This window comes from Antarctobacter jejuensis (genome assembly GCF_052266595.1).
Taxonomy (GTDB): domain Bacteria; phylum Pseudomonadota; class Alphaproteobacteria; order Rhodobacterales; family Rhodobacteraceae; genus Antarctobacter; species Antarctobacter jejuensis.
In genome coordinates, this window is sequence record NZ_JBQQXJ010000012.1 from 78,289 (window position 1) to 103,100 (window position 24,812).

The window sequence follows — 24,812 nt, forward strand, 5'->3', positions numbered from 1 at the left end:
GCCCGTTCAGGATGCCGGCATCGAGCTGACGCCAACCTGCGCGGGACGCAGCAGCCGGTCGTAAAGCAGGAATCCCTCGGCGGAGACCTGGATGATGTCGCCCGCCTTGGTGCCCGGCACCGGGGCTTCGAACATAGCCTCGTGCTGTTGCGGGTCAAAACGTTCGCCGACCTGGGGGCTGATGCGGGTCACGCCGTGCCGTTCGAAGACCTTGAGCAGCTCCTTGAGCGTCAATTCCACGCCTTCGACCAATGCCACCGAGGCCTCGCTGTCGCCTTCCTGTGCGGCGTCAAGGGCGCGGTTCAGGTTGTCGTAGACCGGCAGCAGGTCGCGCGCGATGCGCGTGCCACCGTAGGCCTGCGCCTCGCGCCGGTCCTTGTCTGCACGTTTGCGGGCGTTTTCCGCATCCGCCAGGGCGCGCATGAACTTGTCTTTCAGGTCATCGCGCTCTGCGCGAAGCGTATCCAGTTCCAGCGCCACGTCATCGATCTCCTCGGTCATTTCGGCCTGCTCTTCGGCGGCGGCCGCTTCGATATCGTCGAGAAAATCATCCTTTTTCGGGTCTGCCATGCCTTTACCTCTAACGCCGGTCGGCGATCATGCGCCCGACCAGTTGAGCCGTGTAGTCGACGATCGGGACAATCCGACCGTAGTTGAGGCGGGTGGGGCCAATCACGCCCACCGCGCCGATGATCTTTCGGTCCGCGTTCATATATGGAGAGACCACCAGAGAGGAACCCGAAAGTGAGAAAAGTTTGTTCTCTGAGCCGATAAAAATGCGCACCCCTTCGCCTTCGTCGGTCAGTTCGAGGAATTCGGCGATGTCCCGCTTGCGTTCAAGGTCATCAAAGAGGCTGCGGATGCGGTCCAGCTCCTCTTCCTGCGCCGAATCCTCACCCAGAAGATTGGCGCGACCGCGTACGATCAGCCGTTCGCTGCTGTCGCCGGTGCCGTCCCAGACGGCGATACCGGCATCGATCAGATCCGCGGCAAGGCTGTCGATTTCCCGGCGGCGCTTGGCGATTTCCTCCTGAAAGACCCGGCGCAGTTCCGACAGGGTGCGCCCCTCGACCAGCGCGTTCACGAAATTGGCGGCCTCGCGCATGGCGCTGGGGGTCAGGCCCGGGGGCGGCGTGAACACCCGGTTTTCCACGTGACCATCGGCGAAGACGATCACCACCAGCGCGCGATCGTGCGCAAGACTGACGAATTCGATGTGTTTCAGCGGGGCTTCGTGTTTCGGGCTGAGAACCAGAGAGGCGCCATGGGTGACACCCGACAGCGCAGAGCCGACCGCATCCAGAAGACCCGAGACATCGCCGGAATTGCTGCCCAGCGTGGCATCCAGCTTTTCGCGATCCTGATTATCGAGTTCGCGAACCTCAAGCAGGCCATCGACAAACATCCTGAGGCCCATCTGCGTCGGCACGCGCCCGGCAGAGACATGCGGACTGTCCAGCAAGCCGAGGAATTCGAGATCCTGCATCACGTTGCGGATCGTGGCGGCGGATACCTTTTCCGACAGGCTGCGCGTCAGCGTGCGCGACCCCACCGGTTCGCCGCTGGACAGGTATCCTTCGACCACCTTGCGAAAGACTTCGCGCGAGCGATCGTTCAGGTCACTGAGAATTTTTTTTGCCTCGGTCATCCTATGCCCTCGTTGAAGCCATTAAAGAGTGCTTGGCCAAGACGTCAATCGGGGTTGCATATCCGCCGTGCGGCTGTCTATCCCGGACGTGACCAGAAAGAGGTGGATCATGCGACCGTCCGGACGAAATCTAAGCGAAATGCGCGCCGTTTCAATCGAAACCGGTGTGACCAAACATGCAGAAGGGTCCTGCCTGATCAAGGTGGGCGATACCCATGTGCTGTGCACCGCCTCTCTGGAGGAGCGAGTACCGCCCTTCATCAAGGGATCCGGACAGGGTTGGGTGACCGCGGAATACGGCATGCTGCCCCGGTCGACCTCCACCCGGATGCGGCGTGAGGCGCAGGCCGGCAAGCAGGGTGGCCGCACCATCGAGATCCAGCGGCTGATCGGGCGCGCGCTGCGCGCCGGGGTGGACCGCAATGCGCTGGGTGAACGTCAGATCACCGTGGACTGCGACGTGATCCAGGCCGATGGCGGCACCCGCTGCGCGGCGATCACCGGCGGCTGGGTGGCCCTGCGTATGGCCGTGAACCGCCTGATGAAGGTTGGGGATATCGTGACCGATCCACTGGTATCCGAGGTGGCGGCAGTCAGCTGTGGCATCTATGCCGGGCAGCCGGTTCTGGATCTGGATTACCCCGAGGATTCAGAGGCCGGTGTCGACGGCAACTTTATCCTGCGCGGCGACGGACAGCTGATCGAGGTGCAGATGAGCGCCGAAGGATCCACATTCTCGCGGCCCCAGATGGCTGAACTGATGGATCTGGCCGACAAAGGTGTGTCCGAGCTTGTGGCAATCCAACAGGCCGCGGTCCGGTGACGCGCCGGTTCGAAGGTGACCGGCTGCTGGTGGCCACGCACAACCAAGGCAAGCTGGACGAGATCGCAGCCCTGCTGGAGCCTTATGGCGTGACCTGCGTGGGTGCGGCCGAACTGGGCCTCCCCGAACCGGAGGAAACCGGCACGACCTTTGTGGAAAACGCGCGGATCAAGGCCCATGCGGCGGCCTCGGCCACCGGTTTGCCCGCTTTGGCGGATGATTCCGGGATCGAGATCGACGCCCTGGACAAGGCCCCGGGTGTCTACACCGCGGATTGGGCAGAAACCCCGACCGGGCGCGACTTTGTCATGGCGATGGAAAAGTCCCACCGGTTGCTGGTCGAACGCGGGGCAGAGGAACCTTGGACCGCGCGGTTCTGCTGTACGCTGGTGCTGGCCTGGCCGGATGGCGAGGACGCGGTCTTTCCCGGCGTGATGGAGGGTAAGGTGGTCTGGCCGATGCGGGGATCGCAGGGCCATGGCTATGACCCGATTTTCATGCCGCAGGGCTACGATGTGACCTTTGGCGAGATGGATCGCTGGGAAAAGAACCAGATTTCGCACCGGGCGGACGCCTTTGCCAAATTCGTGGCCGGGTGCTTTGGCGCATAAATCGCCCGAAACATGGCAGGCCGGCGGGTTCGGCCTGTATGTGCATTGGCCCTTTTGCGAGGCCAAATGCCCCTATTGCGACTTCAACAGCCACGTGGTGCGCCAGATCGACCAGACCCGCTGGGCGCGGGCGTTGGCCGATGAGGTGCGCCGAGCCGGGCAGGAAACGCCGGGTCGGGTATTAAGTTCGATCTTCTTTGGCGGCGGCACGCCCTCGCTGATGGCGCCGGAAACGGTGGAAGTCGTGATCACGGCCGCACGGGAGTGTTGGACCTTTGCCAACGATATCGAGGTGACGCTGGAGGCCAATCCACGGTCGGTCGAAGCCGGGCGGTTTGAAGGCTACGCAAAGGCCGGTGTGAACCGGGTGTCGCTGGGCGTGCAAAGCCTGCGGGGGCCGGATTTGCGACGGCTGGGCCGGTTGCATGATGTCGATGAGGCGCGTGCGGCCTTTTCCGTGGCCCGGTCCGTGTTTGATCGCGTAAGTTTCGACCTGATTTACGCACGGCAGGACCAAACGCTGACGGATTGGCGCGAAGAGTTGTCCGAGGCGCTGGAGATGGCCGCGGATCACCTATCGCTGTACCAGTTGACCGTGGAGGAAGGGACTGCCTTCTGGGATCGGGCGCGGGCAGGGGGGTTGCGGGGGCTTCCGGACGAAGATCTGGCTGCGGATATGTACGACCTGACCGCAGAAATGTGCCGGTCAGCCGGGTTCGAAGGCTACGAAGTGTCGAATTATGCGCGGCCCGGTGCCCAGTCCCGGCACAACCTTGTTTATTGGCGCTACGGCGATTGGGTGGGCGTCGGGCCGGGGGCACATGGCCGGATCAGTCAGGGACCGGTGCGGCAAGCCACGGTGTCTTGGCGGATGCCGGGGGAGTGGCTGTCCCGGTCCGAAGCCGGGTCCGGGATCGAAAGCCGGGACACCCTTTTGACGTCGGATCAGGCCGCAGAGTACCTCATGATGGGGTTGAGGTTGAGCGATGGTCTAGATGTAGTGCGTTTGCATGCACTTGATCCAGAGATTGCCCCGCTCAGCGCTATCCAAGACCTTCATGGCCTTGGGCTCATCGAACAGTCCAGAGATGTCTTAAAGGCGACACCGAAAGGCCGATTGGTGCTGAATTCAGTGATCGCCGCCCTGATCCCGTGAGGCTCAGCGCGCGGAGCTGAGGATGGCACACAAGGCGTCAAGCTGTTCCAGAGTGTCGTAGGAGATCGTCACGCGACCGGCATCCTGTCCCGGCGTGTGGTCGATCCGTACCTTCATCCCAAGCGCGGCTGCAAGATCCCCCTCAAGCGCGCGGGTGTCGGCGTCCTTGTCCATCTGAAAGCCGCCCTCGGGCGCCTTGCGGCGTTTGGTCGGCAGCCCGTCCTTGACCAGCTTTTCCGTTTCGCGAACCGACAGACCCTTGGCCACCACCGATTGGGCGAGGGCGGCGGGATCCGGTGCGGTGATCAGGGCCCGGGCGTGACCGGCACTGAGTGACCCGTCACTGACAAGAGTTTGTACGCTGTCGGGCAGATTGAGCAGGCGCATCAGGTTCGCGATATGGCTGCGGCTCTTTCCCAGAGCTTCGGCCAGTTTTTCCTGTGTGTGCCCAAACTTGAACATCAGCTGTTTGTAGCCCGCAGCCTCTTCAATCGCGTTGAGGTCGGCTCGCTGGATGTTCTCAATGATCGCGACCTCAAGCACTTCGGTGTCATCGAAGTTGCGGACGAGGACCGGAACCTCGTGCTGTTTGGCCATTTGCGCCGCGCGCCAACGGCGTTCACCCGCGACGATTTCGAATTTGCCCTCGTTCCGTGGGTCCGGACGGACAATGATCGGCTGGATGATGCCCTTGGCCCGGATCGACGCCGCCAACTCATCAAGCTGGTTCTGCGTAAAGGTTCGGCGCGGCTGATCCGGGTTGGGGACCAGCGCCTCGATCGGGAGCATCCTGTCCGGACGGCGGGGTGACTCTGCCTGGGCCGCTTCCGGCGCCGGGGCAACATCGGCCATGAGGGCGGAGAGGCCGCGACCGAGACCGCGACGGGTGTCTTTCCTGGGCTTGTCTTGCATGCCGATCCTCGTCTGGTTGCGGGCGCTCAGGCGGCGCGCTTGTCGGTTTTCTTGAGCAGTTCTTCGGCCAGCGCCCGATAGGCCTGCGCCCCCTTGGAGGCGGTGTCATAGGCCAGAACGGGCAGGGCGTAGGACGGCGCCTCGGAAACCCGCACATTTCGCGGAATCACCGTGGAGAAGACCAGATCACCAAGGTTGGCGCGGGCGTCTGCCTCTACATGTTGCGACAGGTTGTTGCGCTTGTCATACATGGTGAGGACGATGCCCTCGATCCGCAGGGAGGGGTTGGCGCTTTGCCGGACCTCGCGGATGGTCAGCATGAGTTGCGACAGACCCTCCAGAGCGAAAAATTCACTTTGCAGCGGAACGAGAACGGAATGCGCGGCCACCATCGCATTGACCGTCAACAGGTTCAGCGAAGGCGGACAATCGATCAGGATCACGTCAAAGACAAAGGCGTCGATCTCTGGTTGGCGCAGGGCGTCGTGCAGGAGAAAGCTGCGTTTTTCGTTCGAGAACAGCTCGATATCCGCGGAGCTGAGATCCACCGTGGCCGGGATAAGGGACAGATTCTCCGTCTCTGTGGCGTGAATGACCTGGTTCAGATCGACTTCGCCAAGAAGCAGATCATAGGTCGTGTATTCCCGGTCATCGGTTTCAACCCCGAGTCCGGTCGACGCATTCCCCTGCGGGTCAAGGTCGATCACAAGGACCTTGTGGCCCTGCTCACAGAGCGCAGCGCCCAGATTGATCGTTGTCGTCGTTTTGCCGACACCACCTTTCTGGTTTGCGATGGCGATGATTTTCGGACCCGGGGGGCGAGTCGGATCAGACATGATCGAGGTCTCCGATTTCGAGGACAACGGCGTTGGAGTTGGTTTTACTTGTATGGGGCGTACAGGAGAATTGCCATTGCTTGCGAGCCTCTTCCACCTCTTTTTCCCAGTTTTCGCCTTTCATGAACAAGGCGGTGCCATCCTGCGCCATATGGTGTCGTGCGTAGGCCAAAAGCTTGTGCAGGGGGGCAAGGGCCCGGGCCGAGATGACGCCTGTGTTCTGCGGTTCTGCCTGTTCGATACGCTGTGCAAGGACATCTCCGGCAACGCCGGTTTCCCGCAGGACCGTGCGGAGGAATGTGGCTTTTCGGGTATCTGATTCGATCAATGTCACGCGCGACTCCGGTGATGTTTCCGCCAGAACGATTGCAACGACCAAACCGGGAAAACCGCCGCCGCTTCCCAGATCGACCCAGTGTTCGGGCGGCTCGGGCAGGATCTGGAGAAGCTGCGCCGAATCCGAGAAATGCCGATCCACGGCTTCTTCCAGAGTGCCCCGCGCAACGAGGTTGATGCGTGGGTTCCACTTTTTCAGGAGCGCCAAGTAGTGATCGAGGCGCGCGCATGTTTCACGTGAAACATCGATGCCGAGGCTTTCAGGAGTCATTATTGTGCAACTCTGCGAGCCTGTTGGCGCAATTTCGCAAGGATGAGCGTCAGCGCCGCCGGTGTCATTCCATCAATACGACCCGCTTGCGCGATGGTTTCCGGGCGGGTCCGTGAAAGTTTACTCTTCAACTCATTCGACAACCCCTGAAGGTCCTCGAAGGAGAAGTCTGCCGGAATCGACAGGGCTTCGTCTTTTCTGAGGATTTCAACGTCGCGCGCCTGACGATCGATGTAATTCGCGTACAGGGCTTCCCGGCCCAATTGCGTCGCCGTGTCCTCATCCAAAGCCGCAATGGCCGGGTTCAGACCTGACAGGGTCTCTACCGTGACATCCTTGAAGGACAGGAGTTGAAAGGCCGACCGCCGTGTTCCGTCCTGAGCCACGTTGATCCCAAGATCCCGAACCTCTTTGGGGCTGAAGGACAAATCTTCCAATACCGCCCGGCCTTTACTCAAAGCCTGCATCTTATCTTCAAAACGCCGGCTGCGCTCTTCCGAGACAATTCCCAGTTCTTGCGCCTTCGGTGTCAGGCGTTGGTCCGCATTGTCAGCACGCAGGGACAGGCGGAACTCCGCACGGCTCGTGAACATCCGGTAAGGTTCCGTAACGCCGCGCGTGGTCAGATCATCGATCATGACACCAATATAACTGTCCGTCCTTGAAAACCGAACCGGATCCCGGCCTTGCGACTCTGCCGCGGCGTTCAACCCCGCGACAAGCCCCTGCGCCGCAGCCTCTTCATATCCAGTGGTGCCGTTGATCTGACCCGCAAGATATAGACCCGGCATGGCCCTGACCGACAGGCTGGCCGTCAGGGCACGCGGATCGACATAGTCGTATTCAATGGCATATCCCGGTTGCAGAATCTCGACACTCTCCAGGCCCGCAATGCTGCGCACATAGGCTTCCTGAACATCGACGGGCAGGGAAGTCGAAATGCCGTTCGGATAGATTGTCGGAACGTCCAGACCTTCTGGCTCCAGGAAAACCTGATGGGAGGTCTTGTCGGAAAATCGGACCACCTTGTCCTCGATTGACGGGCAATAACGCGGGCCGACACCATCGATATGGCCGCCGTACATCGCCGACCGTTCAAGGTTGGCGCGGATAATGTCATGGGTCCGCTCGCTCGTGTGGGTGATCCCGCACGAAATCTGCCGGGCGACCGGTCGAGCGGACAGGAAGGAAAACATCACGGGATCTGTATCGCCGGGCTGCATCTCCAAACCCTGCCAATCGATTGTCCGTCCATCCAATCGGGGAGGGGTCCCCGTCTTGAGACGGCCAAGAGGCAGATCCATGTCCCGAATGCGATCAGCCAGTTTGACAGAGGGCTTGTCACCCATCCGGCCACCGGGCTTTTGTACATCACCGATATGGATTACGCCGCGCAGGAATGTACCGCTGGTGAGGACAACAGACCCAGAATCGATTTCTGACCCATCAGCCAGAACCACACCTGCGACTCGCCCTGATGAGATCAGGAAGTCCGTGACCTCGCCCTCGATCACTGTCAGCCCTTGGCATCCTGCGATCTCCGCCTGCATAGCCTGCGCGTATAATTTTCGGTCGGCCTGTGCCCGCGGCCCCTGAACTGCGGGACCTTTCCGACGGTTCAACAGGCGAAACTGAATTCCTGCCGCATCCGCAATACGGCCCATGACCCCGTCCATGGCGTCAATTTCACGGACAAGGTGCCCTTTTCCCAATCCACCAATAGCGGGATTGCAGGACATGACCCCCAGATCCTGTTTGCGCAGCGTGACAAGAGCGGTCTTCGCGCCCATACGGGCAGAGGCCACTGCCGCTTCGGTACCGGCGTGTCCACCACCAATGACAACGACGTCGAAAGCCTGATGTTTCACGTGAAACACTCCTTACTTGCCGATACAAAAACTCGAAAAGATCTGGTCAAGGACATCTTCGACATCCACATGCCCGATCAAACGTTCCAGTTTCCGCAGCGCGAACCGAATTTCCTCGCTGGTGACATCGTACAGATCTAACCCATCAGCCAAAAGCAGCCGCGCCTGATCCAAATGGGCCTTTCCCTCGGCCAAAGCAACCCGATGGCGCTCCCGAGAGGCAAGACCCGCGCCCTCAACCATACCAGAAAGGCGCCCGGCTATCCGGTCGATCAGCGCCGGAACGCCCGCACCTGTCAGGCCTGAAACGCCGGATCCATCGTTCAGATCGGATTTCGCCTGGACAACCACGTCTCCTGCAACGACTTCGATCAAGGGTTTTTCTCCGGCCGGCACCAAATGAACCCGCAGATCCGCCGCCGCGGCGCGATCCCGCGCACGGGCGACGCCCAGCTGCTCCACCAGATCGTCACTCTCCCGCAGCCCAGCGGTGTCCAGCAATGTGACGGCCAGCCCCTCGATCTCCATCCGCACTTCAATGACATCTCGCGTCGTACCCGCGACATCAGAGGTGATCGCAGCGTCCCGACCGGCGAGGTAGTTCAAGAGAGTCGACTTGCCCGCATTCGGCGGACCAATTATTGCCACCTCGAACCCCAGCCGGACACGCTCCGCAGATGCCAGGCCTCGCAACTCGGCCTCGATGCCCGCACAAACCTTGGCCAGCAAAGCGTCAACCTCGGGCGCCACGTCAACCGGCACATCTTCATCGACAAAATCGATCGTCGCTTCCAGCAAGGACACCGCCCGAACGATATCCGCGCGCCAACCCGAAACACGCTGCGCCAGCGCCCCGGTCAACAGCTTCAGCGCCTGTTTCCGCTGTTGCTCTGTCTCCGCCTCGATCAGATCCGCCAAGGCCTCGACCTGGCTCAGATCCAGCCGTCCGTTCTCCAAAGCGCGTCGCGTGAATTCGCCCGGTTCTGCCTGTCGCAGACCATCCATCTGGCCAAGCACACGCAAAAGCGCCTGCACCACCGCAAGGCTTCCATGCACCTGAAATTCAGCGACCCGCTCTCCGGTAAAACTCGCGCCCTCGGCAAAGACAAGGACCAGGGCCTCGTCCAGGAAATCCCCGTCCATGCTGACCAGACGCCGGACCGAAGCCACCCTCGGTTCCGGCACGGACCCGGCCAACCGCGAAACCGTATCCCAAGCCGCTGGGCCCGAAACACGGACTACGGAGACGCCCGCCTTCCCGGCGCCACTCGCCAAGGCAAAGATCGTCTCCATGGCAAGGTCAGCTGTTCATCGATTCAAAGAATTCGGAGTTCGTCTTGGTCTGCTTCAACTTGGAAATCAGGAACTCGACGGCATCCGTCGTGCCCATCGGGTTCAGGATCCGACGCAAGACAAAGGTCTTCTGCAGGTCGATCTTATCCACCAGCAGGTCCTCTTTCCGCGTACCGGACTTGAGAATATCCAGGGCCGGGAAGACGCGCTTGTCCGCCACCTTGCGGTCCAGCACAATCTCGCTGTTGCCGGTACCCTTGAACTCTTCAAAGATGACTTCGTCCATCCGCGATCCGGTATCGATCAGGGCGGTGGCGATGATGGTCAGCGATCCACCTTCCTCAATGTTCCGCGCAGCCCCAAAGAACCGCTTCGGTCGCTGCAGCGCATTGGCATCCACACCACCCGTCAGCACCTTACCCGACGACGGCACCACAGTGTTGAACGCTCTACCAAGTCTAGTGATGGAGTCCAAAAGGATCACAACATCTCGTTTGTGTTCCACCAAACGCTTGGCCTTTTCGATGACCATTTCGGACACGGCCACGTGGCGGGTCGCAGGTTCGTCGAAGGTCGAAGAAATCACCTCACCCTTCACGGAACGCTGCATGTCCGTCACTTCCTCGGGCCGTTCGTCGATCAGCAGAACGATCAGATAGCACTCCGGATGGTTCTTCTCGATCGAATGCGCGATGTTCTGCAGCAGGACCGTCTTACCGGTGCGCGGCGGCGCCACGATCAGGCTCCGCTGGCCTTTGCCGATCGGCGCCACAAGGTCGATGATCCGCGCAGAGCGATCCTTGATCGTCGGATCCTCGATTTCCATCTTCAGCCGCTCGTCCGGGTAGAGCGGCGTCAGGTTGTCAAAGGCAATCTTGTGCCGCGCCCGTTCCGGCTCTTCAAAGTTGATCTCCGACACGGAAACCAGCGCGAAATACCGTTCTTCTCCGTCCGGTGCCTTCATCTCTCCCTGAATGGAGTCACCAGTGCGCAGCGAGTATTTCCGGATCATCTCCGGCGATACGTAGATATCGTCGGGACCCGGCAGATAGTTCGCCTCGGGAGAGCGCAGAAACCCAAACCCGTCCTGCAGAACTTCCAGAACGCCGTCCCCGAAGATGGTCCAACCCTCATCAGCCCGCTCGCGCAGGATCTGAAACATCATCTCGCCCTTCCGCATGGTCGAGGCGTTTTCGATCTCCAGGTCTTCCGCCATGGCCAGAAGATCCTTCGGGCTCTTGGCTTTCAGATCAGAGAGGTTCAGATTTTCTTCGCTCATGGCACAACACGCGGACCGCTCGGGCCGCCTATCCTTTGTCTAACGGGAGAGTTCGCTTTCGGACGAAAGCCTGCTTGGACTATCGCAAAGCTTAGGTCTGAGTCAACGCGCTTCGCTGAGGGTCTATCTTTATAATAAATTAGGAAAGAAAAAGGTTTATGAAGATTTTAGGGAGCATAGATCCTGTGGATCCTTCAGTTTTCCCCAGCTTCCCGAACAAGGCTCCAGATCGGGATAACATTTGGGATAGATTACAGACCAAACGGGAAAGACAAAGAAAAAGTTAAAAATAACAAATCGTTAAACTGGAGATCCTGCCTGTTCGTCGGATGGGATAACCGCTTGGACAGACTCTGTGCAATCCAATAATCAACCTCTCTGAGTTATTCTTGGTCACATGTCGTCAAGCCGCGAACTGCGTCTTGCAAGTGTTACCTTTACCCCCAAGCTTGCAACCGGGCGGGTTTTTCCTCAGAACCATGCCCAGACCTTCGCACTGGCTTCTCCTCAAACTTATCCCCATGACATCCGACCTTCTCCTTGCGTCAACCTCCCCGATCCGGGCCGACCTGCTGCGTGCAGCCGGTCTGACGATCGACACCGAATCGCCAAGGGTGGATGAGGACAGCCTGAAGGCCGCCCTCGAAGCCGAAGATGCGTCGCCGCGGGACATTGCCGATGCGCTGGCAGAGGCAAAGGCCCGCAAGATCGGCCTGCGCCATCCTGACTGCCTGGTGCTTGGCTGTGACCAGGTATTGGAAACAGAGCGCAAAATCCTTTCCAAACCCTCAACACGGCAAGAGGCGCGTGAACAGCTCCTCTTGCTGAGGGGCAAGACGCACCGCCTGTTGTCCGCCGCTGTCCTCTATCAAGACGCAGAACCGGTCTGGCGCCACGTGGGCACCGCGCGCCTGACCATGCGGGAGTTTTCGGAGGACTTCCTTGACGAATATCTTGATCGGAACTGGCCGGACATCGCCACATCCGTCGGCGGGTACAAGCTCGAGTCAGAAGGTATCCGCCTTTTCGCCCGCGTCGAGGGCAGCCATTTCACCATTCTCGGTCTGCCGTTGCTCGAACTGTTGACCTATCTCTCGATCAGAGGAACCATCCCGGCATGAGCCTCTCCCGTATCCCACTCGCCGCGGTCATCGGCTCCCCGGTGGCCCATTCCCGGTCCCCGGCGCTCTTTGCCCATTGGCTGAACGCCTATGACCTGCCGGGTCATTACATTCCCATGGAAATCCCGGAGGACAAACTCTCCGAGACCATCCGCCTGTTGCCGGATCTGGGCTTTGTCGGTCTGAACGTCACCGTCCCGTACAAGGAAAAGGTGATGCAGATTGCGGATCTGGTTTCGGATCGCGCCACCCTGATCGGTGCGGCCAATACGCTGATCTTCCGAAAAGACGGCCGCATTCATGCGGACAACACCGATGGCTACGGTTTCATGGAAAACCTGCGGCATGGGGCACCGGATTGGGACCCAACCGCCGGGCCGGCGGCGGTTTTCGGGGCAGGGGGCGCCGCCCGGGCTGTCCTTGCTTCCTTGCTGGACGTCGGCGTTCCCGAAATCCGGATCGCCAACCGTACCCGCGTGCGGGCGGAACAGCTGCGCTCGGATTTCGGCAACCGGATCACGGTCGTCGATTGGGTTCAGGCCGGAAACATGATCGAGGATTGCACAACGGTGGTGAATACGACCGCGCTCGGTATGACCGGCAAGCCGCCGTTCCGCGTGCCGCTGGATGCGCTGACGCCCGGCATGTTGGTCACCGATCTTGTCTATGCTCCGCTGGAAACCCGCCTGCTGCAAGAGGCGCGTGAGGCGGGCTGTACCGTGGTCGACGGTCTTGGAATGCTGCTGCATCAGGCGGTTCCGGGGTTCGAGCGGTGGTTCGGTCAGCGGCCGGTGGTGGATGAGGCCACCCGTCAGGCCGTGCTGGGATGAAGTTCAAGCTGGGTCTGACCGGCTCCATCGGGATGGGCAAATCGACGACGGCGCAGATGTTTGCCGATCTGGGCTGCGCGGTCTGGGATGCCGATGCGGCGGTCCACCGGCTCTATGGTCCCGGCGGTGCGGCGGTTGACCCGATCGCCGCCGTATTCCCCGGCGCAATTGATAATTCCACTGTCTCGCGGGATGCGCTGCGCGGAATCATTGCCGCCGATCCCACGGCCCTGAAACGCATCGAAACCATCGTGCATCCGCTGGTCCAGCAGGACCGGCAGCAGTTCATCGCCGCGCACCCGGACGCCATCGGCGTCTTTGACATCCCGTTGCTGTTCGAAACCGGCGGAGACGCCGAAATGGATGCCACCGCCTGCGTGAATGTTTCCCGTGAAACACAAAGGCAGCGCGTTCTCGCCCGCGGCACCATGACAGCCGAGGATCTGGACCGCATCCTGACCCGCCAGATGCCGAACGAAGAAAAATGCGCTCGCGCCACATGGGTCATCGAAACCGATACGCTTGAGCATGCCCGCGCACAGGTGCATTCTGTGGTCCGCGCCATCGAACAGAGGCTGACCCATGCGTGAAATCGTGCTCGACACCGAAACCACCGGCTTTGACCCCGAAAGCGGCGACCGGATCGTGGAAATCGGGGCCTTGGAACTGCTGAACCACGTTCCCACCGGCCGCACCTATCACCAGTATATCAATCCCGAACGCGGCATGCCGGATGAGGCCTTTGGCGTGCACGGCATCGGTCCGGACCTGCTGGACCCGCCGCGCCCCGCCAATGGCGGTGAGATCACCCTGCGCGACAAGCCCGTCTTTGCCAAAATCGTCAAGGATTTCATCGACTTCATCGGCACCGACGCCAAGCTGGTGATCCACAACGCCTCGTTCGACATGAAATTCCTGAACGCCGAACTGCGCTGGACGGGCCACCCGCCGCTGCCGCAGGACTGCGCCATCGACACGCTGGAAATCGCCCGCCGCCGCTTTCCCGGCTCCCCGGCCTCGCTCGATGCGCTCTGCCGCCGGTTCTCGATCGACAACTCCAGCCGCACCCTGCACGGCGCGCTGCTCGACTCCGAAATCCTGGCCGAGGTCTATCTGGAACTGATCGGGGGAAAACAACCGGATTTCGGCCTTGCCCCGGCGGGCGGCTCCCGCTCCGGCGGGCAGATGGACGATCCCGCGTGGCGGCCCCGGCCGCGGGCGACGCCGCTGCCATCCCGCTTGTCGGAAAAGGAAAAGGCGGCTCACGCCGCCTTTGTCGAGAAGCTGGGGGATGAGGCGCTCTGGTCGAAACTCTGAGCGCCGCAACACTTACGCCGACGGCGCGCCTTCTGCCGCCTGCTGCTGCGCGCGCCGCGCCAGCTCGTTGCGGTACAGCGCCAGGAAATCGATCGTTTCCAGGTTCAGCGGCGGGAAACCACCGTCGCGCGACACGTCCGAAACGATCCGGCGCACAAATGGGAACAGCATCCGCGGGCATTCGATCAGCAGGAACGGATGCAACTGATCTTCCGGCACGTTCTCGATGCTGAACACACCGGCGTAATCCAGTTCGAGGATGAACAGAACGTCGCCCGAGGTCTTGGCCTTGGACTCGACCTTCAGCTTCATCACAACTTCGTACTGGTTCTCGACCGAACGCTTCTTGGCATCCAGGTTGACCTGTACCTGCACGTCCGGCTGAACTTCGCCGCTGACACCCTTCTGGGACAGGATGTTTTCAAAGGACAGGTCGCGGATGAATTGGGCCAGAACGCTCATCTTGGGCGGCTGTTGCGCCTGCCCTGCGCCGTTGGTCTCTGCCATGGATCGGGTCTCCCGTTAAAATCTATTGGCGAGGCATAGCAGCGCCCGCAGGCACGCTCAATGCCTCGTCCAGCCGGAACCGGGGTGATTGGGCTCCTTGCCCTTGGGAATTTCGCTAAATTCGCCGTCGATCACCTCACCGGGGCCGGATTTGGCCCTTGGATCGCGATAAGTGTCGCGCGGACCGGGTTGCGGACCCATTTCGAACCGCGTCACATGCACGCGCTTGCGGGCCCAGTTGAACACCGCCGTCCGCACCGGCGGCGCCAGCAGCGCAAAGCCCACGGCATCGGTAAAGAACCCCGGCGTCAGCAGCAAAACCCCGGCAATCAGGATCATCGCGCCGTGCGCCAAGGGCTCGCTGGGGTCTTCCAGCTGCGAAAAACTGCGGCGCAGGTTCAACATGGCCATCTGGCCCTGGGTGCGCACCAACCATGTGCCGATAATGGCGGTCAGCAGCACCACGCCCAGTGTCGGCCACAGCCCAATGGCCCCGCCAACCTGGATGAACAGGGCGATTTCAATCAGCGGAACCGCGATAAAGGCCAGCAATAGCCACATCAGGACGTCCTCCTTATCAAGCGGGCAGGTAGACGAACCCCCGCACCTCCCCTACATAAGGATGCGACCGTGATGTTTAAATGCAGGCCGCAAAGAGGTGCCGATGAACTCCCCCATTCTCCAGCTTCTGGTTCTTGCCGGAATCGCCATTTTCCTCGTTCTGCGCCTGCGGAGCGTGCTTGGCACGCGGGACGGATTCGAAAAGCCTCCGGCCCAGGCCCCCAAGGCAGATGACCGTCGCCGCGCCCATGACTTCGAAGTGATCGAAGGTGGTCCCGATCTGGACATCACCGATCACGTGGCCGAAGGCACCGATGCCGCACAGGCGTTGGCGGCAATGAAGCGGGTAGAGCCTGCCTTCTCCGTCTCCGAATTCCTGTCCGGCGCGCGTGCCGCCTATGAGATGATCCTCATGGGCTTTGAACGCGGCAACATGGACGATCTCAAACCTTTCCTTGCGGATGACGTCTATGAAACCTTCGCCGATGTCGTCGCCCAGCGTGAAGAGCAGGGCCTGACCATCCAGGCGGAATTTGTCGGTGTGCGCGAACTGACCCTTGCCGATGCTCGCTTTGATGAGGAGTCCGGCCTTGCGGAAATCACCGTGCGCTACGTGGGCGAACTGACCTCTGTTGTGAAAAACGCCGAGGGCGAGGTGATCGAAGGATCCCCCACCGCCGTCAAACGGCAAAAGGATATCTGGACATATGCGCGCCACATGGGTGTCGATGATCCCAACTGGCAGCTTGTCGCCACGGACGAATGACCCGACTGTTACTTGCGACATTATTTGCGATATCTCTCATGACCGGCCCCGCCTCCGCAGAGACGGGGCCGAGTTATGAAATCCTCGGCTTTGAGGATCTAAAGGGCTGGGCAGAGGATGACCATGCCGCCGCGCTCAAGGTTTTTCTCAACACCTGCCGCGACATGGATGATCCGGACTGGCAGGCGCTCTGTGCCTTTGCCGAAGAAACCGATGACGCCCGCGGCTTTTTCGAACTGCTGTTTCGCCCGGTCCTGATTCAAGACGGACAGGAGATGCTGTTCACCGGCTATTTTGAGCCGGAACTGACCGGCGCGCCTTATCCGACCGCCACCTATCGCTTTCCGGTCTACAAGATGCCGCCAGAGGCGCGGTTTTCCCGGCCCTGGCTCACCCGTCGCCAGATCCTGACATCGGGCGTATTGCAGGGCAGGGGCCTTGAAATCGCTTGGGTCGACGACCCGGTAGAGCTGTTTTTTCTGCAAATCCAAGGGTCTGGCCGCATCCGCTTTCCCGATGGGCGCGTTGTGCGTGTGGGCTATGCCGGTGCCAACGGCCATCCCTATCGCTCCATCGGGCGCGAATTGGTGCGGCGCGGGGTCTACAATGCCCATCAGGTATCGATGCAGGTGATTGGCAACTGGGTGCGCCGGAATCCATTTGCCGGGCAGGAACTGCTCTATCACAACGCGTCTTACGTGTTCTTCCGCGAGGTGAACGAGGTGCCGCCGGATCAGGGTCCGCTGGGTGCCATGAACCGCTCGCTGACCACCCTGCGCTCCATCGCGATCGACCCGCGGTACACGCCCTACGGTGCGCCGGTCTGGATCGAGAAAGAGGGTGCCGATCCGATGAACCGCCTGATGATCGCGCAGGACACGGGGTCCGCCATCAAGGGCGCACAACGGGCGGACATCTTCTACGGCACCGGAGATGAGGCGGGCCGCATCGCGGGCCGGACCAAGGATGCCGGCCGCATGGTCGTTTTGATGCCGATCCAGCGCGCCTATGCCCTGCTGCCGGACCCGGCGCCGTGACCCGGCGCCGCAAACTCCGCCCCGAAGAGCATGATCTCTGGCAGCAGGTCGCCCGCAGCGCGGATCCCCTGCACAAGAAACCGCGCCGAACTGATGAGCCCGAGGCCCGGCCCAAGCCGCTGACCCGAGAGCCTGCCAACCCGCGCGAACCGCTGTCCCCCTTCGCGCTTGGCGAACGCGCGCTGCCGCGCACGCAGACTCATGTCTTTCCCAAGACCACCAAGGATCACCTGCACGAAGCCCCGGTGCGCATGGACGCCAAGGCCTTCACACGTCTGAAACGGGGCAAGCTGGAACCGGAGGCGCGGATTGATCTGCACGGCCTCACCGTCGACCGGGCGCATGGCGAACTCACCGGCTTCATCCTGCGCGCCCAGACCCGTGGCTTTCGCCTTGTCCTCGTGATCACCGGCAAGGGCCAGCGCGAGGATCCCTATGACCCGATGCCGCGCCGCAGAGGCGTGCTGAAAACGCAGGTTCCGGTCTGGCTGCGGATGCCGCCCCTTGGGCAGGCCGTCCTGCAAGTGTCCGAGGCGCACCGTAAACACGGCGGCGAAGGCGCTTATTACGTCTACCTCCGGCGCAACCGCTGAACCGCGCTACAGGAACGCCCGCGCCCGGCTCACCCCGATCCACATCATCGCCGTGGCAAAAACGAAATACACCGCCACCCCGATATACTGCACCTCGATCCCGATCCCGAAATCGATCAGCGCGCCCGTCACCCCCGGCCCGATGGCCGATCCCAGAACCATCACCGCCGCCGCCATTGCCTTGATCGCCCCAAGGCTGCGCGTCCCGTAGAATTCCGCCCAGAAGGCATTCGGCAGGGTCGCATTCGCCCCCGTCGTCATCGCCATGAACAGCAGCCCGATCAGCGTCCAGCCCAGCCCGCCGCCAAGCGCGAAACACAGGAACCCCGCCACCATCGGCACCTGGAACCACGGGATCAGCCGCCCGGTCCCCAGCCGGTCCAGCAACCCGCCCGCCAGCACCATCGACGCGACAGAGGCCGCCGTGTAGATCGGGAACAGCGCCGTCAGTTCCAGATGGCTCCACGCGTTGATCTCGGCGAAATGCACCTGGTGGAAAAAGAACGCCGTGTTGAACGCCGCAGGCCCCAACAGCGCCGGCACCATGAACCAGAACAGCCAGTGCCGCAGCACCTCCATCCGTGCCCAGTGCCGCTGCCCCATGCCAAAGGAATGATCCGTTTCCGCATGGCTCTGCGGGGTCCGCTCTTCGCGCAGCAGCAACAGCAGCACCGGGATCGCCCCGACGCTCACCAGCGCCGCCGCCACCCACAGCAACCGCCAGTCCACCACCAGCATCAGCGATACGAAAAAGAACGGCAGCAGCGCCTCACCCAGCGCAAATCCCAGCCCCGCCACCGACAGCGCCTTGCCCCGCGTCGCCACGAACCAGCGCGACATCGACACCACGGCGATATGGCTTGCCATGCCCTGTCCGCAGAACCGCAGCGCAAAGATCACCAGCGGCAACAGCGCCGCCCAGACGTTCAGCGCCATGAACAGGCAGGCCCCCGCCAGCAGCATCAGCACCACCGCCCCGATCACCCGTGACCGGAACCGGTCCGTCAGCCCCCCGGCCCAGACCATCACCACCGCAGAGGCAGTCGTGCCCAGCGAATAGATCCCGCCCCATTCGCCGTGGCTCAGGCCGAATTCGCCCCGGATTTCCCCGGCAAAGATCGAGATGAAAAAGGTCTGCCCGAAACTGGACAGCAGCGTCAGCAGCGCACCCGCCGACAACCATCGAGCATTGGACGTAAGGAACTGAAGGAGACTCATGTCCCGCACTGTCGCCAGTGCGCAGAAATTGGCAAGCGGTCACCGTTCCCGGCGACCGCTTTTTTCAACTCAAATCAGATCAGGTGGCCGATCAGTTGGACAGGTTGTTCGCCTGTACACTCACGCCGATCACCGCGCCAACCAGGCCAAAGATCGTCTGTGCAGAGGTGACGGGGCTTTCCGTCGCCAGCACCGTGTCGCCGGGCTGGATATAGAAATTCCGCGCCGCGAACAGCCCATCGGCAGAGGTCAGGTCCAGCGTGAACACCACCTGCGGCATCCGCGGCCCGGTGCCGTCGGCTTTCAGCGCCTTCATGGGATATTCCCGCAGCACCAGCACACCCTTGGGATCGGCGCGCGTATCGGACAGGCCGCCCATCAGCGAAACGGCCTCCAGCGCGGTGACCAGATCCTTGGGGAAATAGATCAGGTTCTCGATCCCGCTCGCGCCCAGTGCGGTAAAGCTGCGCTCATCCGCCTCGACCACGATGGAATCCCGGGGATGCAGCAGCGCGTTCTTCGATCCGTCTTCCAGCAGCAGATCGGCGGAAATTTCATAGGTTTCGCTGCCACGGATCAGCCGCACGCGCGGATTGCGCAGATCGTCCCGGATACCGCCCGCATCGGCCAGCACGTTCAGGATCTTGTAATTGCGAGAGGGCATCGGATAGGCCCCCGGCGCGCCGACACCGCCGACCACATCGATGGAATGATCGCGGCCCTGCTCAAGGCTCAGCTGCACCTGCGCCGATGGCAGGATCGGTTCCAGCCGCTGCTGGATCTTGGACCGCGCACCAGAGGCGGTCAGCCCGCGAATGCCGACCTTGTTCACATAAGGCAGAAAGATCGAGCCATTGCCGTCGACCTCGACCGCCTTGATCTCGGTATAGCGCTGGCCCGGGTTGGTCAGCAGAGAGTTGTCCTGACTGTCCCAGATCGTGATGTTGACCCGGTCGCCGGTGCGGATGATCGACGAACTGCTGCCGCTGGAGGCGCTGGGCCACTTGTAATGGCCGTGCCAACCCGTGGGGGACCAGTGGTACAGGCCGGGGACATTGGCGCGCGTGACCTCGATCACCTGAAAGGTCGGCTCGGTCGCGTCGCGTTCCTTCAGGACTTCGGATTGCAGGGCAGCGCCGCGCGGCAAGCTGCAGGCAGCCAGGGTCATCGCAACAACGAAAAGCGCGATCAGTCTCATTTTAGCAGTCACTCCAGTCCCCCAACCGGTCTTTCGTTCTTTCTAGCCCCACGTTCCGCTGATAGACAGTCCGGTGGTCAAAGGGAAGCGATATGAGGGGTGGACCGTGGCAGGAACACAGCAATCTTGCGCGGTTTTGATGCTGGGCGCGGGCGGCAAACTGGGCCGCATGGTCCGCGCGTCCTGGGCTGTAACCGGGTTTCACGTGGTGCCCGTGGTGCGGTCTTTGCCCATCCCGCAGGGTGGTTTGACCTGGCAGCCGGGGGCCCCCGCGCCGGATGTTGGCCCTGTTGCCGCCGTGGTCGCGCTCTGGGGAGTCACGCCTGGACCGGGCCGCGATCTGTCGGAAAACACGGCGCTGGCCGTCGCGGCGGTGGATCTTGCGCAGGCCGTAGGGGCCTCTGCCGTGCTGCATTGTTCCAGCGCCGCGGTTTACCGGCCCGGTCCCGATCCGCTGACAGAGGATATGGCCGGCGATCCGCCATCCCCCTACGGTCAGGCAAAGCTGGACATGGAACAGGCCATCGCGGCGCGCGCCACACCGGACGGCCCGCGCCAGATCATCCTGCGGATCGGCAATGTCGCGGGGGCGGACAGCCTGTTTGCCAACCTGCGCCCGGGGGCTGCCGTGACGCTGGACCGCTTCGCCGATGGCGCGGGTCCGTCGCGCAGCTACATCACCGCCGGGGATCTGGCCCGGGTGATCGAAGGCTTCCTTCGCTCGGAAACCGGGCGGGGCATCTATAACACCGCCGCCCCGGTTCCGACGCCGATGGCGGATCTGGTCACTGCAGTCGGCGCGGACCTGAACTGGCGCGATGCGCCAGAGGGGGCGGCGCGACAGGTCTGGCTGGACACCGGCAAACTGGCCTCCGTGGCAGAGCTGTCACAACAGGCCGGAACGGCACAGCATCTCGTCTCGGGGGCTGCGGTCGGGGGGGTCTGGCCATGAAATTTCCGCGCCCGCTGCTCCATGTGCTCGATTTTCTCTATGCCATTGGCCTTGGGATCCTGCTGCTTCCGCTCATTCTCTACGTGGCATTTCTGGTCTGGCGCAGCGATGGCTGGCCAATCTTCTATCGCTCCGAACGGATGCGCACGCCGGATCAACCCTTCATGCTGTTGAAATTCCGCACGATGCGCCTCGCGTCAGAGGATTCCGGCGTGACCGGCCCGGCCAAGTCCAGCCGGATCACCCCCACCGGCGCATGGTTGCGGCGCAAACGTCTGGATGAGCTGCCCCAACTGTGGAACATCCTGCGCGGCGACATGGGGTTTGTCGGCCCCCGCGCACCCCTGCGGCGCTATACAGAGATGTTCCCCGACCTCTACGCCGAGGTCCTGAAAGAGCGCCCCGGCGTGACCGGCATGGCCTCGATGGCCTTTCACCGGACAGAGGAACGGCTGTTGTCGCAGACCGGCTCGGCAGAGGAAACAGAAGAGGTCTATGTCCGCCGCTGCATCCCGCGCAAGGCGCGGCTGGATCTGCTCTATGCACGGCGGCGCAACCCCTGCACGGACATGCGCCTGATGTTCGCCACGGTGTTTCGCCGGGTCTCCATGCACAGTCGGCCAAAACGGTCAGATACGCGCGGCGGGCAGGGCGGAAAAGCTAATAGTTCGTAAAAACGAGCCTGTAAGTCCTTGATTCTACATTCCCCCTAAGCTGTCCACGCGTGGACAGCCCCCCTCAGCGCCGCAGCACCTGGGTCAGGACATAGCCCATGAACGGCCCCATCCACTGCTTGGAACTGAGGATGTACCCGTCCGATGCCACCGCATAGGTATTGACGAAATCGGGCGACACCCCATCCCCCGCGACACAGAAAACGGTGACCACTCGGGCGGTCGTCTGCACCAGCCCGGCAGCCACCGGGATCGTGTCGCCGCGCGCGACGCGGCAGGAATACCGCCGGACAAGGGTCACATCCTCGGGCGTGAGAAACCGCAGGTCATAGCTGACCTGCCCCTCGGCGCGGTTGGCGACGTAGGACAGCAGCTGATCCTCTTCCGAGGACATCAGATCCCCGCCCAGTCCCCGGGTCGAGGTGATCATACCCTGCCGCATCACGATGACCTGACGGGCAGAGTTGCCGAAAGTCTGATAGGGGCCGTTCCGCTGGATTTCGGCCAGCATGATCTGCGCCTGACGCGATTCAAGCGCGTAGAGAAAGACCGGCGCCTTGGTTGCCGCCAAGGCCTGCGCCATCAACTGCGGCGAAACCGGCTGCGGCTCCTGTTTCTTGCCAAAGATCGCCTTGGGCAGATCCCGCAGGACGTCGGTGCTGTCATCGTTGGCGGTGCCGCAGGCCGAAAGGCTCAGCGCGACACTCAGGGCCAGCCCGATGCGAGTCAAAATACGCCGTGTCATCGCCAGAACCTTCCCCAGGAATTGACTGCATCCGGTTTGTGATAATCCCGGACCTGCTCATACAGCCGCCCGTTCACGTTCAGACGCGCGCCGCCGTCCCGCGACAGCGACTGGATGACCACATCGTTCTTGCGCCGTGTGGGCTGACCCATCAGGCTGCCCAAGGGCAGGGAAAAACGGATGCCCTTGTCAAAGGACCCTTCGCCGAAATCCTCGAACGAGGCGTTGGTGAAGGTCGCATAGGCCCCGACCCGCCAGCCGTTGGCGAATTCGCGGTCAAGCGACACGGTCGCCCCGTAGTCACCGGCGAGGTACCGCCCCACGTCAACCTGACCGTGGAAGCCGTTGTTGAAGGCGTAGTAGGCCGAGACATGGCCGTTTACCTCGGGGATCGTTCGTTCGGTGCCGCTCACCGGGTCGACGGTCGTCATCGACTGGAAGCCGAACAGCTGATCGAAATCGCGGCGCATCACGTAGTTGACCTCGGCGCCCAGCGCGAACCGGCTGGTGACCGGTTTCCACAGCAGCTCCGCAGAGGCGCCACCGTACATCTGCTCCAGATAGCCGACGGTGATGCGCGAATAGAAGTTCTTGGCCGGGCGTCCGTAATGCGCCAGCTGCAGGTATTCGATGGCCGGGTCACCCTGTGCGGAGTATTCCGGGTGATCCGTCCGGACACGCGGAAGGTTCGATTTCTCGACGCGTTCCACCTTGTCCAGGTTGCCGCCCAGCTTTTTGGCCACAGAGCCCGACAGGATCAGGTTCGGCGTGATTTCGAATTCCGCCGAGGCGCGCACGCCGGTATCCGCCCGGACCGGGTTGTCCGGGTCAAAGACCGACAGCTGAACGTAGGGTGTCAGCGACCATGTGAACTTGGGGTAGATCCCCTCGTCTGGCGCAGGCACGCGGCCATAGGCCTCTACAAAAGAGGTACGGGCGAGGATTTCATTGGCCGCGTCATGTTCCAGCCGTTCAAGATCCGAGCGCTGGAAAACGACCGAGGACATGGCCATGCCGTTGACCACGGGGATAATTTCGAAGGTTTCGACAGAGGCGGGCAGGGCGCGTGTCATGGCGCGGGCGACCCGGCCAAAGGCCTGCGACGGGGCCCCGAAACGCGGATTGACCAGACGGACCGTTGCCTTGTTCGGCTCCAGCGTGACCGCCTCGACGATCATGCCTTCCTTGGCGACAAGCTGGGCCAGCGATGCCTTGGCCGACTGGCCACGCTGCGCGTCCGCCGTCCAGCCCAGATCGGCGGCCGAACCGGGCGCACGCGGGGCGACCGGCAGGCCCGAAGGCTCTATCCCGCCGGGCACGCCTGCGGTTTTTGGGTTTGTCACGAAGGTCAGCTGCGCGCCGACCTCGGTGCCGAGAACATGATAGACTGATAACTGTCCTCCGCGCTTGAACCGGTAATCAACGCCAAAGTTCCACGGGCTGGTGTTCTTGACGGTCCCGCCCGCGACCTCGCGGTCATAGCTATCCGACGAGTACTCAAGCTTGACGTTCAGGCGATCCGTCGGCGAATAGGAAACGCCGCCGAAGCCCGCGACATCGCCGCGAAAGAAGCGTTTGACCTCGGGCAGGCCGCCCTGTCCGGTAAAGCCGCCCGGGCGCGTTCCCATTGTCCCGAAGGGGTTGTTGGTGGCCATGCGCCCCCAGCCGACGCCAGCCGTGACTTTCAGACCTGTCGCAACGGTCTTTGTCGCGACGATGTATTCCGAGTTGTAGATGCCGGTTCCGACAAAGTCCTGCAGCCCAACCACAACGGAGGGGCGGCGGTCCGTCTCCGTCAACAGCTGATAGCGAAGGTCGAAACTGCGGTCGTAAAGCGTGCCCTTGTTCGGACCGATGTAGTCTTCGACTGCGGAGTATCGGAAGCTGGCCGACAACCGCGGCATGAGCTGAAAGTAGAGGGTTGAACGCGACGTCCCGTTGAAATGGGCGTAGGTGCCCGCAAGCGTGGCGTCCGGCGGAATTTCGGCCGTCGGCATGTCGATCAGCCCGGGGGAGCCGTAGAGACCGAAGGTCAGTTGGTTCCGCTGGCTGTCCTGCGGTGTGGCGGGACCCGCCAACGCGGTCAAAAAGGTGCCCGCAAGCGCTATGCGCCGCAACAGACCTGATTTTCCTGACTGAAAACCCGGCATGATCTCACCTCGCTCCCACCGTATTCGTTGGACCCTTGCTACTGGCTTCGTCGGGGTCTGTCTATTCGGTCCGGGCCAGACTTGGGGGTTTGTGTGAAAATCGGCACGCC

At 62.0% G+C, this 24,812-nt stretch carries 26 protein-coding genes; 12 read left to right on the top strand and 14 right to left on the bottom strand.

Features of this window, described 5'->3' with window-relative positions:
- Nucleotides 1–6 precede the first annotated feature (6 nt).
- Complete coding sequence (locus tag ACTXGA_RS17065; protein WP_443395730.1) at nucleotides 7–570, bottom strand: nucleotide exchange factor GrpE; 564 nt, start codon at nucleotides 568–570, stop codon at nucleotides 7–9.
- Between the two features lie 10 nt (nucleotides 571–580).
- Entirely contained in the window at nucleotides 581–1,648 is a 1,068-nt protein-coding gene (hrcA, locus tag ACTXGA_RS17070) for a heat-inducible transcriptional repressor HrcA (protein WP_443395731.1), read from the bottom strand.
- A gap of 109 nt (nucleotides 1,649–1,757) precedes the next feature.
- Between hrcA and rph the strand changes: the two genes are divergently transcribed.
- From rph to hemW, 3 genes are read left to right on the top strand one after another with little or no spacing between them, the layout of a single operon-like run.
- Nucleotides 1,758–2,471, top strand: coding sequence for a ribonuclease PH (rph, locus tag ACTXGA_RS17075; protein ID WP_443395732.1), 714 nt, complete (start codon nucleotides 1,758–1,760; stop codon nucleotides 2,469–2,471).
- Complete coding sequence (rdgB, locus tag ACTXGA_RS17080; protein ID WP_443395733.1) at nucleotides 2,468–3,082, top strand: RdgB/HAM1 family non-canonical purine NTP pyrophosphatase; 615 nt, start codon at nucleotides 2,468–2,470, stop codon at nucleotides 3,080–3,082. The genes rph and rdgB overlap by 4 nt, the downstream gene beginning before the upstream one ends.
- Nucleotides 3,072–4,238: a radical SAM family heme chaperone HemW gene (gene hemW, locus ACTXGA_RS17085; protein WP_443395735.1), complete on the top strand. Its 1,167-nt coding sequence runs from the start codon at nucleotides 3,072–3,074 to the stop codon at nucleotides 4,236–4,238. The genes rdgB and hemW overlap by 11 nt, the downstream gene beginning before the upstream one ends.
- Nucleotides 4,239–4,241: 3 nt before the next feature.
- Here the strand turns inward: hemW and ACTXGA_RS17090 are convergent, their stop codons facing one another.
- The 6 genes from ACTXGA_RS17090 to rho are packed head-to-tail and all read right to left on the bottom strand — an operon-like array spanning nucleotide 4,242 to nucleotide 11,033.
- Complete coding sequence (locus tag ACTXGA_RS17090; protein WP_443395737.1) at nucleotides 4,242–5,150, bottom strand: ParB/RepB/Spo0J family partition protein; 909 nt, start codon at nucleotides 5,148–5,150, stop codon at nucleotides 4,242–4,244.
- 26 nt (nucleotides 5,151–5,176) lie between these two features.
- Complete coding sequence (locus tag ACTXGA_RS17095; RefSeq protein ID WP_443395739.1) at nucleotides 5,177–5,986, bottom strand: ParA family protein; 810 nt, start codon at nucleotides 5,984–5,986, stop codon at nucleotides 5,177–5,179.
- Nucleotides 5,979–6,593, bottom strand: coding sequence for a 16S rRNA (guanine(527)-N(7))-methyltransferase RsmG (gene rsmG, locus ACTXGA_RS17100; protein WP_443395741.1), 615 nt, complete (start codon nucleotides 6,591–6,593; stop codon nucleotides 5,979–5,981). Before rsmG ends, ACTXGA_RS17095 begins: the two co-directional genes overlap by 8 nt.
- Nucleotides 6,593–8,470, bottom strand: coding sequence for a tRNA uridine-5-carboxymethylaminomethyl(34) synthesis enzyme MnmG (gene mnmG / locus ACTXGA_RS17105; protein ID WP_443395743.1), 1,878 nt, complete (start codon nucleotides 8,468–8,470; stop codon nucleotides 6,593–6,595). Before mnmG ends, rsmG begins: the two co-directional genes overlap by 1 nt.
- 3 nt (nucleotides 8,471–8,473) lie before the next feature.
- Complete coding sequence (gene mnmE / locus ACTXGA_RS17110; RefSeq protein ID WP_443395745.1) at nucleotides 8,474–9,754, bottom strand: tRNA uridine-5-carboxymethylaminomethyl(34) synthesis GTPase MnmE; 1,281 nt, start codon at nucleotides 9,752–9,754, stop codon at nucleotides 8,474–8,476.
- A 7-nt stretch (nucleotides 9,755–9,761) separates the two neighbouring features.
- Complete coding sequence (gene rho, locus ACTXGA_RS17115) at nucleotides 9,762–11,033, bottom strand: transcription termination factor Rho (protein WP_443395747.1); 1,272 nt, start codon at nucleotides 11,031–11,033, stop codon at nucleotides 9,762–9,764.
- Between the two features lie 521 nt (nucleotides 11,034–11,554).
- On the opposite strand from rho, the gene ACTXGA_RS17120 reads away from it, so the two are divergent.
- Genes ACTXGA_RS17120 through dnaQ form a run of 4 tightly spaced genes read left to right on the top strand, consistent with a single transcriptional unit; the run spans nucleotide 11,555 to nucleotide 14,301 of the window.
- The gene (locus ACTXGA_RS17120; protein ID WP_443395749.1) at nucleotides 11,555–12,154 is read left to right on the top strand and encodes a Maf family protein; all 600 of its coding nucleotides are present in this window, start codon (nucleotides 11,555–11,557) and stop codon (nucleotides 12,152–12,154) included.
- Nucleotides 12,151–12,984: a shikimate dehydrogenase gene (locus tag ACTXGA_RS17125; RefSeq protein ID WP_443395751.1), complete on the top strand. Its 834-nt coding sequence runs from the start codon at nucleotides 12,151–12,153 to the stop codon at nucleotides 12,982–12,984. The genes ACTXGA_RS17120 and ACTXGA_RS17125 overlap by 4 nt, the downstream gene beginning before the upstream one ends.
- The gene (gene coaE / locus ACTXGA_RS17130; RefSeq protein WP_443395753.1) at nucleotides 12,981–13,574 is read left to right on the top strand and encodes a dephospho-CoA kinase; all 594 of its coding nucleotides are present in this window, start codon (nucleotides 12,981–12,983) and stop codon (nucleotides 13,572–13,574) included. The genes ACTXGA_RS17125 and coaE overlap by 4 nt, the downstream gene beginning before the upstream one ends.
- A complete protein-coding gene (dnaQ, locus tag ACTXGA_RS17135) occupies nucleotides 13,567–14,301 on the top strand; it encodes a DNA polymerase III subunit epsilon (RefSeq protein WP_443395755.1) in 735 nt (244 codons plus the stop codon). Before coaE ends, dnaQ begins: the two co-directional genes overlap by 8 nt.
- 12 nt (nucleotides 14,302–14,313) lie before the next feature.
- On the opposite strand, the gene secB is transcribed toward dnaQ, so the two are convergent.
- Together secB and ACTXGA_RS17145 are read right to left on the bottom strand one after the other, a co-directional pair.
- Entirely contained in the window at nucleotides 14,314–14,808 is a 495-nt protein-coding gene (gene secB / locus ACTXGA_RS17140; RefSeq protein ID WP_443395757.1) for a protein-export chaperone SecB, read from the bottom strand.
- Between the two features lie 57 nt (nucleotides 14,809–14,865).
- Nucleotides 14,866–15,369, bottom strand: coding sequence for an FxsA family protein (locus ACTXGA_RS17145; RefSeq protein ID WP_443395759.1), 504 nt, complete (start codon nucleotides 15,367–15,369; stop codon nucleotides 14,866–14,868).
- Between the two features lie 103 nt (nucleotides 15,370–15,472).
- Between ACTXGA_RS17145 and ACTXGA_RS17150 the strand changes: the two genes are divergently transcribed.
- The 3 genes from ACTXGA_RS17150 to ACTXGA_RS17160 are packed head-to-tail and all read left to right on the top strand — an operon-like array spanning nucleotide 15,473 to nucleotide 17,765.
- Nucleotides 15,473–16,135: a Tim44/TimA family putative adaptor protein gene (locus ACTXGA_RS17150; protein ID WP_443395761.1), complete on the top strand. Its 663-nt coding sequence runs from the start codon at nucleotides 15,473–15,475 to the stop codon at nucleotides 16,133–16,135.
- Nucleotides 16,136–16,173: 38 nt separating this feature from the next.
- Nucleotides 16,174–17,172 carry a murein transglycosylase A gene (mltA, locus tag ACTXGA_RS17155; RefSeq protein WP_443395763.1) on the top strand — a complete coding sequence of 333 codons (999 nt, stop codon included), beginning with the start codon at nucleotides 16,174–16,176 and terminating at the stop codon, nucleotides 17,170–17,172.
- Complete coding sequence (locus tag ACTXGA_RS17160) at nucleotides 17,169–17,765, top strand: Smr/MutS family protein (protein ID WP_443395765.1); 597 nt, start codon at nucleotides 17,169–17,171, stop codon at nucleotides 17,763–17,765. The genes mltA and ACTXGA_RS17160 overlap by 4 nt, the downstream gene beginning before the upstream one ends.
- 6 nt (nucleotides 17,766–17,771) lie before the next feature.
- Here the strand turns inward: ACTXGA_RS17160 and ACTXGA_RS17165 are convergent, their stop codons facing one another.
- Both ACTXGA_RS17165 and ACTXGA_RS17170 read right to left on the bottom strand, forming a co-directional pair.
- Nucleotides 17,772–18,983: an MFS transporter gene (locus ACTXGA_RS17165; RefSeq protein WP_443395767.1), complete on the bottom strand. Its 1,212-nt coding sequence runs from the start codon at nucleotides 18,981–18,983 to the stop codon at nucleotides 17,772–17,774.
- Nucleotides 18,984–19,074: 91 nt separating this feature from the next.
- Nucleotides 19,075–20,181: a polysaccharide biosynthesis/export family protein gene (locus ACTXGA_RS17170; RefSeq protein WP_443395769.1), complete on the bottom strand. Its 1,107-nt coding sequence runs from the start codon at nucleotides 20,179–20,181 to the stop codon at nucleotides 19,075–19,077.
- Nucleotides 20,182–20,287: 106 nt separating this feature from the next.
- Between ACTXGA_RS17170 and ACTXGA_RS17175 the strand changes: the two genes are divergently transcribed.
- Both ACTXGA_RS17175 and ACTXGA_RS17180 read left to right on the top strand, forming a co-directional pair.
- Nucleotides 20,288–21,133: an NAD-dependent epimerase/dehydratase family protein gene (locus ACTXGA_RS17175; RefSeq protein ID WP_443395771.1), complete on the top strand. Its 846-nt coding sequence runs from the start codon at nucleotides 20,288–20,290 to the stop codon at nucleotides 21,131–21,133.
- Nucleotides 21,130–21,807, top strand: coding sequence for a sugar transferase (locus ACTXGA_RS17180; RefSeq protein WP_443395773.1), 678 nt, complete (start codon nucleotides 21,130–21,132; stop codon nucleotides 21,805–21,807). The genes ACTXGA_RS17175 and ACTXGA_RS17180 overlap by 4 nt, the downstream gene beginning before the upstream one ends.
- A 64-nt stretch (nucleotides 21,808–21,871) precedes the next feature.
- Here the strand turns inward: ACTXGA_RS17180 and ACTXGA_RS17185 are convergent, their stop codons facing one another.
- Nucleotides 21,872–22,552 (bottom strand): YjbF family lipoprotein, encoded by a 681-nt coding sequence (locus tag ACTXGA_RS17185; RefSeq protein WP_443395775.1) that lies wholly within the window; start codon nucleotides 22,550–22,552, stop codon nucleotides 21,872–21,874.
- Nucleotides 22,549–24,702, bottom strand: a complete 2,154-nt coding sequence (locus tag ACTXGA_RS17190; RefSeq protein WP_443395777.1) for a YjbH domain-containing protein — start codon at nucleotides 24,700–24,702, stop codon at nucleotides 22,549–22,551. The genes ACTXGA_RS17185 and ACTXGA_RS17190 overlap by 4 nt, the downstream gene beginning before the upstream one ends.
- Nucleotides 24,703–24,812: the final 110 nt, after the last annotated feature.